Source organism: Streptomyces sp. NPDC059080 (assembly GCF_042739975.1).
GTDB lineage: Bacteria > Actinomycetota > Actinomycetes > Streptomycetales > Streptomycetaceae > Streptomyces > Streptomyces benahoarensis.
This window is the reverse complement of sequence record NZ_JBHYGX010000009.1, coordinates 140,599-147,604: the sequence shown is the minus strand read 5'-3', so window position 1 is coordinate 147,604 and position 7,006 is coordinate 140,599. Positions and strand designations below refer to the sequence as shown.

General features: G+C 72.5%; 7 protein-coding genes. All 7 read left to right on the top strand.

The features are described from left to right. Positions 1 to 240 precede the first annotated feature (240 nt). Positions 241 to 816, top strand: a complete 576-nt coding sequence (ruvC, locus tag ACFWWQ_RS10305; RefSeq protein WP_384593201.1) for a crossover junction endodeoxyribonuclease RuvC — start codon at positions 241 to 243, stop codon at positions 814 to 816. After that, on the top strand, positions 813 to 1,427 hold the full coding sequence (gene ruvA / locus ACFWWQ_RS10300) for a Holliday junction branch migration protein RuvA (protein ID WP_384593198.1): 615 nt from the start codon (positions 813 to 815) through the stop codon (positions 1,425 to 1,427). Before ruvC ends, ruvA begins: the two co-directional genes overlap by 4 nt. A gap of 89 nt (positions 1,428 to 1,516) precedes the next feature. Beyond that, positions 1,517 to 2,605, top strand: a complete 1,089-nt coding sequence (gene ruvB, locus ACFWWQ_RS10295) for a Holliday junction branch migration DNA helicase RuvB (protein ID WP_384593195.1) — start codon at positions 1,517 to 1,519, stop codon at positions 2,603 to 2,605. A gap of 166 nt (positions 2,606 to 2,771) precedes the next feature. Beyond that, positions 2,772 to 3,296 (top strand): preprotein translocase subunit YajC, encoded by a 525-nt coding sequence (gene yajC / locus ACFWWQ_RS10290; protein ID WP_384593192.1) that lies wholly within the window; start codon positions 2,772 to 2,774, stop codon positions 3,294 to 3,296. 148 nt (positions 3,297 to 3,444) lie between these two features. Next, complete coding sequence (gene secD, locus ACFWWQ_RS10285; protein WP_384593189.1) at positions 3,445 to 5,223, top strand: protein translocase subunit SecD; 1,779 nt, start codon at positions 3,445 to 3,447, stop codon at positions 5,221 to 5,223. Position 5,224: 1 nt separating this feature from the next. Next, a complete protein-coding gene (gene secF, locus ACFWWQ_RS10280; RefSeq protein WP_384593186.1) occupies positions 5,225 to 6,355 on the top strand; it encodes a protein translocase subunit SecF in 1,131 nt (376 codons plus the stop codon). After that, entirely contained in the window at positions 6,352 to 6,900 is a 549-nt protein-coding gene (locus ACFWWQ_RS10275) for an adenine phosphoribosyltransferase (protein WP_384593183.1), read from the top strand. The genes secF and ACFWWQ_RS10275 overlap by 4 nt, the downstream gene beginning before the upstream one ends. Positions 6,901 to 7,006 lie beyond the last annotated feature (106 nt).

The following is a 7,006-nucleotide window of genomic DNA, read 5'->3' as shown; positions in this document are numbered from 1 at the left end:
GCGCGCGGGGGAGTCCTCGCCGGGTGGCGGCCGCGTGCGCGAGCCGCCCCCGCGCCCCCGCGGGCGCCGGGCCCCGCCCCCCCCCCCCCCCCCCCGCTTCGGCTGCCCGGCACCGGGCGGGCCCGCGCGCGGCGGCGCCGCGGCCCTGACCCGACGCGTTGTCAGTGGCAGCCGATAGCCTGCACGAACAGGCCGGCGCTCTCGCGCCCGGCCTGACCGGCCGACCAAGGAGAGGGCATCGTGCGCGTACTGGGCGTGGACCCCGGGCTCACCCGGTGCGGCGTCGGCGTCGTGGACGGCGCCGTCGGCCGCCCGCTGACCATGGCGGGCGTCGGCGTGATCCGCACCCCGGCCGACGCCGACATCGCCGACCGCCTCGTCCTCGTCGAGCGCGGCATCGAGCAGTGGCTGGACGAGCACCGCCCCCAATACGTCGCCGTGGAGCGGGTGTTCAGCCAGCACAACGTCCGTACGGTCATGGGCACCGCCCAGGCCAGCGCGGTCGCCATGCTCTGCGCCGCCCGCCGTGGACTCCCGGTCGCCCTGCACACCCCCAGCGAGGTCAAGGCCGCGGTCACCGGCTCGGGCCGGGCGGGGAAGGAGCAGGTCGGCGCGATGGTGACGCGGCTGCTGCGGCTCGACGCCCCGCCGAAACCGGCCGACGCCGCCGACGCCCTGGCGCTGGCCATATGCCACATCTGGCGCGCCCCCGCGGCGGGCCGCCTCCAGCAGGCGCACGCCGCGGCCCGCCGCGCCGCGCCTTCCGTCCGTACCCCCGGCGTCCGCCGGGTGGCTCCCCAGAAGGGCATCCGATGATCGCCTTCGTCTCCGGGCCGGTCGCGGCCCTCGGACCGGACACCGCCGTCGTCGAGGTCGGCGGCGTCGGCATGGCCGTCCAGTGCACCCCGGACACCCTCTCCGGCCTGCGCATCGGCAAGCCGGCCCGGCTCGCCACCTCCCTCGTCGTCCGCGAGGACTCCCTGACCCTCTACGGCTTCGCCGACGACGACGAGCGCGCCACGTTCGAGCTGCTGCAGACCGCCAGCGGCGTCGGCCCGCGCCTGGCGCAGGCCATGCTCGCCGTGCATTCCCCCGATGCCCTGCGCCGCGCGGTGGCCACCGGCGACGAGAAGGCCCTCACCGCCGTGCCCGGGATCGGCAAGAAGGGCGCCCAGAAGCTGCTGCTGGAGCTGAAGGACCGCCTCGGCGCGCCGCTCGGCACCGGCGGCGTCCCCGCCCCGGTCACCGCGGCCTGGAGCGATCAGCTGCACGCCGCCCTGATCGGCCTCGGCTACGCCACCCGCGAGGCCGACGAGGCGGTCGCCGCCGTCACCCCGCAGGCCGAGGCCGCCGTCGCCGGGGGCGGCTCCCCGCAGATCCCGCAGCTCCTCAAGGCGGCGCTGCAGACCCTCAACCGCACCCGCTGAGGCGCCCGGTCCGGCGCCCGCCGGACCGCACGCCCGACCCCACGCACCCCCGGCGGCCCCGCCGCCCCGACCCCGCGAGGCAATCCGCAGTGAACTGGGACGACACCGCACCGTCCGCCGCAACCGACCCGGCCCTGGCCGCCGACCGGCTGGTCGGTGCCGACGCCGACGGCGAGGACACCGCGGTCGAGGCCGCGCTGCGCCCCAAGGACCTCGGGGAGTTCGTCGGCCAGGAGCGGGTGCGCGAACAGCTCGACCTGGTGCTGCGCGCCGCCCGCGCCCGCGGCGCCACCGCCGACCACGTCCTGCTCTCCGGTGCCCCCGGTCTCGGCAAGACCACCCTCTCGATGATCATCGCCGCCGAGATGGGCGCCCCGATCCGCATCACCTCCGGCCCCGCCATCCAGCACGCCGGTGACCTCGCGGCGATCCTCTCCTCCCTCCAGGAGGGCGAGGTCCTCTTCCTCGACGAGATCCACCGGATGTCGCGCCCCGCCGAGGAGATGCTCTATATGGCGATGGAGGACTTCCGCGTCGACGTCGTCGTCGGCAAGGGCCCCGGCGCCACCGCCATCCCCCTTGAACTCCCGCCGTTCACCCTGGTCGGCGCCACCACCCGGGCCGGTCTGCTGCCGCCCCCGCTCCGCGATCGCTTCGGCTTCACCGGCCACATGGAGTTCTACGCCCCGGCGGAGCTGGAGCGCGTCATCCACCGTTCCGCCGGGCTCCTCGACGTCGAGATCGACGCCGAGGGCGCCGCCGAAATCGCCGGCCGCTCCCGCGGCACGCCCCGTATCGCCAACCGCCTGCTGCGCCGCGTCCGCGACTACGCCCAGGTCAAGGCGGACGGCGTGATCACCCCCGACACCGCCTCGCGCGCCCTCGACGTCTACGAGGTCGACGTCCGCGGGCTGGACCGCCTCGACCGCGCCGTACTCACCGCCCTGCTGAAGCTCTTCGGCGGCGGCCCGGTCGGCCTGTCCACCCTCGCGGTCGCGGTGGGGGAGGAGCGCGAGACCGTCGAGGAGGTCGCCGAACCGTTCCTGGTCCGCGAGGGCCTGCTGGCCCGTACGCCCCGTGGCCGGATCGCGACCCCTGCGGCCTGGGCCCACCTCGGCCTGGTCCCGCCCCAGCAGCAATCGGGCGCAACGGGACAGCAGGGCCGGTTCGGGGCGTGACGGCAAGGGGAGTCGCCGGGCCAGGAACTGCGGTGCGATGCTGTGCGTTGTTCCACTGGTGCGGACTGACTTAGACTCCGCCGATGCCGTCCCGGTAGGGGCCGGCATTTCCCACCCCCGCTATATGAGACCGCGGCTCAGCGGTCGTGCGAAGGATTTCTGTCCCGTGAGTACCGTGACTCTCCTCCCCTTCATCGTCCTCATCGGGGCCATGTTCCTGATGACCCGGTCCGCCAAGAAGAAGCAGCAGGCGGCCACGCAGATGCGCAACGAGATGCAGCCGGGCACCGGTGTCCGGACGATCGGGGGCATGTACGCGACCGTCAAGGAGATCCACGACGAGACGGTCCTCCTTGAGGTCGCCCCCAGCGTGCACGCCGTGTTCGCGAAGAACGCCATCGGCGCGGTCCTTGCCGACGAGGAGTACAACCGCATCATCGACGGCGCCGACCCGGTCGTGCCCGACGACATCTCCTCGCTGACCGGCGATGACGCCACCACCGGTTCGGGTGAGAAGTCCGACAAGATCGACCTGGGCAAGGGCGACGCCGCGGCCGCCGACGAGCCCGAGGCCGACGAGAAGTCCGCCGACGAGGCCCCGGCCGCCACGTCCGGGAAGGACGCGTCCGCCGAGGAGAAGAAGTCCGGTGACGCCGATGCGAAGCAGTCCGGCGACGCCGACGCGAAGTAGCCCCGTCCCACGGAACCGCGACGCGCCCCGCTGCGGGCGCCGCGGTTCCGTGACCGTCTAGGCTCCGGCGGGGGCACGTCCCCACAACACTTCGTGGCCGCTCGGCAGACACCCCCAGCCGAGCGGTTGGACAGGGAGAAACGAGAAGGTGGCAGCACCGAAGAAGGGCCGCAGGACGCCCGGCGGCCAGGGCAAGCCGGGGCGCACCCTGGTCCTCATCCTGATCACCATGGTGGCGCTGGTCGGAGGCATGTTCTACTCCGGCACGCTGACGCCCCGGCTGGGAATCGACCTGGCGGGCGGGACCAGCTTCACGCTCCAGGCCCAGAACCAGCCGGGCAAGCCCAACGCGATCAACGAGACCAACATGAAGACCGCCGCGGGCATCATGGAGCGGCGCGTCAACGGTCTGGGCGTGACCGAGTCCGAGGTCCAGACCCAGGGCACCGACCACATCATCGTGAACATCCCCAAGGGGACGGACGCGAAGCAGTCCCGCCAGCAGGTCGGCACCACCGCCCAGCTCGGCTTCCGCCCGGTGCTCACCACCACCGCGGGCGGCAAGACCCCCGAGCAGCCGTCCGGCACCCCCTCCGCGGGCGGCAAGACGGGTGGCAAGGACACCGGCGGCAAGGACGCGACCCCCGGCGACAAGGCCGCGGACGGCAAGCAGGGCGACGCCCCGAAGCCCACCGCGAGCGCCACCACCCAGGGCCGCGCCGTCACGGACGCCCTGAAGAAGGACCCCACGCCCGGCAGCTCCGCCACGCAGAAGCCCCAGACACCCGCGACGCCGCCCGCCCCGGGCGAGGCGGGCATCCCGGCGGCGCTCCAGAAGCAGCTTGCCGCCCTGGACTGCTCCACCAAGCAGAGCCGCGCGGTCGCTGGTGAGAAGGCGGCCGGCGCCAAGCCCGGCGACACCATCGTGGCCTGCAAGGACGACGGCTCGCAGAAGTACGTGCTCGGCCCGGTCGGCGTCGAGGGCACCGACGTCAAGGACGCCAAGGCCGTCTTCGACAGCCAGACCGGCCAGGGCTGGATCGTCCAGATGGACTTCACCTCCGACGGCGGCAAGAAGTTCTCGGACATCACCGGCCAGCTGGCCACCAAGGTCCAGCCGCAGAACCAGTTCGCGATCGTCCTGGACGGCGCGGTCGTCTCCGACCCGCGCGTCAGCCAGCGGCTCAACGGCGGCAGCGCCACCATCTCCGGTGGTTTCACCCAGCAGAGCGCCGAGGACCTCGGCAACATGCTGTCGTACGGCGCCCTGCCGCTCTCCTTCAAGATCGCGGACGAGACGACGGTCACCGCGGCGCTCGGCGGTGAGCAGCTGCACGCCGGTCTGATCGCCGGTGCGATCGGCCTCGCCCTGGTCATCATCTACCTCGTCGCCTACTACCGCGGCCTGGCGCTGGTCGCCCTGGCCAGCCTCGCGGTCTCGGCGGTCCTGACGTACACGATCATGACGCTGCTCGGCCCCACCATCGGGTTCGCGCTGAACCTCCCGGCGGTCTGCGGTGCCATCGTCGCCATCGGTATCACCGCCGACTCGTTCATCGTCTACTTCGAACGCATCCGGGACGAGATCCGCGAGGGCCGCTCCCTGCGACCGGCCGTCGAACGCGGCTGGCCGCGCGCCCGCCGTACGATCCTGGTCTCCGACTTCGTGTCGTTCCTGGCCGCCGCGGTGCTCTTCATCGTCACCGTCGGCAAGGTCCAGGGCTTCGCGTTCACCCTCGGTCTGACCACGCTCCTCGACGTGGTCGTGGTGTTCTTCTTCACCAAGCCGCTGATGACGCTGCTGGCCCGCCGCAAGTTCTTCGCCGACGGCCACCCCTGGTCCGGCCTCGACCCGCAGCGTCTGGGCGCCAGGCCCCCACTGCGCGGCCGTCGCACCGCCGCCCCCACCCAGACGAAGGAGGCGTGAGATGTCCAAGCTCGGCAACCTCGGCGCCCGGCTCTACCGCGGTGAGGTCGGCTACGACTTCATCGGCAAGCGGAAGATCTGGTACGGCATCTCGGTCCTCATCACCATCACGGCCCTCGTCGGCCTGGCGGTGCGCGGCCTGAACATGGGCATCGAGTTCTCCGGCGGCGCGGTCCTCACCACGCCGAAGACCTCCGTCTCCTCCTCCGAGGCCCAGCACCTGGCCGAATCCGCCTCCGGCGGTCACCAGGCCGTGGTGCAGAAGCTCGGCGGCGGCGCCCTGCGCATCCAGATCAGCGGCCTGGACACCAAGCAGGCGGTTCCGGTCCAGGAGAAGCTGGCGCAGGACCTGAAGGTCCCGGTCAAGGAGATCAACACCCAGCTCGTCGGCCCGAGCTGGGGCGAGGAGATCGCCAACAAGGCATGGCTGGGCCTGGGGATCTTCATGGTCCTCGTGGTCATCTATCTCGCCATCGCCTTCGAGTGGCGGATGGCGCTCGCCGCCCTGATCGCGCTGATCCACGACCTGACGATCACCGTCGGCGTCTACGCCCTGGTCGGCTTCGAGGTCACCCCGGGCACGGTGATCGGTCTGCTCACCATCCTCGGATACTCCCTCTATGACACGGTCGTCGTCTTCGACAGCCTCAAGGAAGCGTCCAAGGACCTCACCAAGCAGACCCGCTTCACCTACAGCGAGGTCGCCAACCGCTCCATCAACGGCACGCTGGTCCGTTCCATCAACACCACGGTCGTCGCGCTGCTGCCGGTCGCCGGTCTGCTCTTCGTCGGCGGCGGTGTGCTGGGCGCCGGGATGCTCAACGACATCTCGCTGGCCCTCTTCGTCGGCCTCGCCGCCGGTGCGTACTCCTCGATCTTCATCGCGACTCCGCTGGTCGCCGATCTGAAGAACACCGAGCCGCAGATGAAGGCGCTGGCCAAGCGGGTCAAGGCGAAGCGCGCCGCGGCCGCCGCCAAGGAGGCGGAGCACCCGGACGCCCAGGACGGCGGCGCCTCGGCCGACCCCGGGCGGGACGGCGACGAGACGGCCACGGCCGGTCTCGTCGGTCCCCGTACGCAGCCCGCCGCCCGTAACCGCGGTCGCGGTCGCCCGTCGGGCAAGCGCCGATGACCGCTCCGGCGGCCCTGCGCGAGCTGCTGCTCAGCCGGATCACGGATGTGCCCGACTATCCGCAGCCGGGCGTGGTGTTCAAGGACATCACCCCGCTGCTGGCGGATGCGACCGCGTTCGGGGCGCTGACCGACGCCCTCGCCGAGCTGTGCGTACGCCACCGCGCCGACAAGATCGCCGGTCTGGAGGCGCGCGGCTTCATACTGGCCGCCCCCGCCGCCATCCGTGCCGGTGTCGGCTTCGTCCCGGTCCGCAAGGCCGGGAAGCTGCCCGGCGCCACCCTCGGCCAGACGTACGACCTGGAGTACGGCAGGGCCGAGATCGAGATCCACGCCGATGCGCTGGAGCCGGGCGACCGGGTATTGGTCATCGACGACGTGCTCGCCACCGGCGGCACCGCCGACGCGTCGCTCCAGCTGGTGCGGCGCGCGGGTGCCGAGGTCGCGGGCCTGGCGGTTCTGTTGGAGCTGGGTTTCCTGGAGGGCCGCAAGCGGCTGGAGCCCGGGCTGAAGGGCGCTCCGCTGGAGGCCCTGGTCACGGTCTGAGTCCGGTCCCGCACCACCACGGCGCCGGGGCACCGGGGAGCACATCCCCGGGTGCCCCGGCGCCGCTGTCATGTCTGCGGTCACGGTCGCAGGAGAGGACCGGCGG

Bases quoted from the DNA above. Each gene is read 5' to 3' on its own strand.
- secF (WP_384593186.1), top strand. From the start codon at position 5,225: ATGTCCAAGCTCGGCAACCTCGGCGCCCGGCTCTACCGCGGTGAGGTC.
- ruvA (WP_384593198.1), top strand. From the start codon at position 813: ATGATCGCCTTCGTCTCCGGGCCGGTCGCGGCCCTCGGACCGGACACC.
- ACFWWQ_RS10275 (WP_384593183.1), top strand. From the start codon at position 6,352: ATGACCGCTCCGGCGGCCCTGCGCGAGCTGCTGCTCAGCCGGATCACG.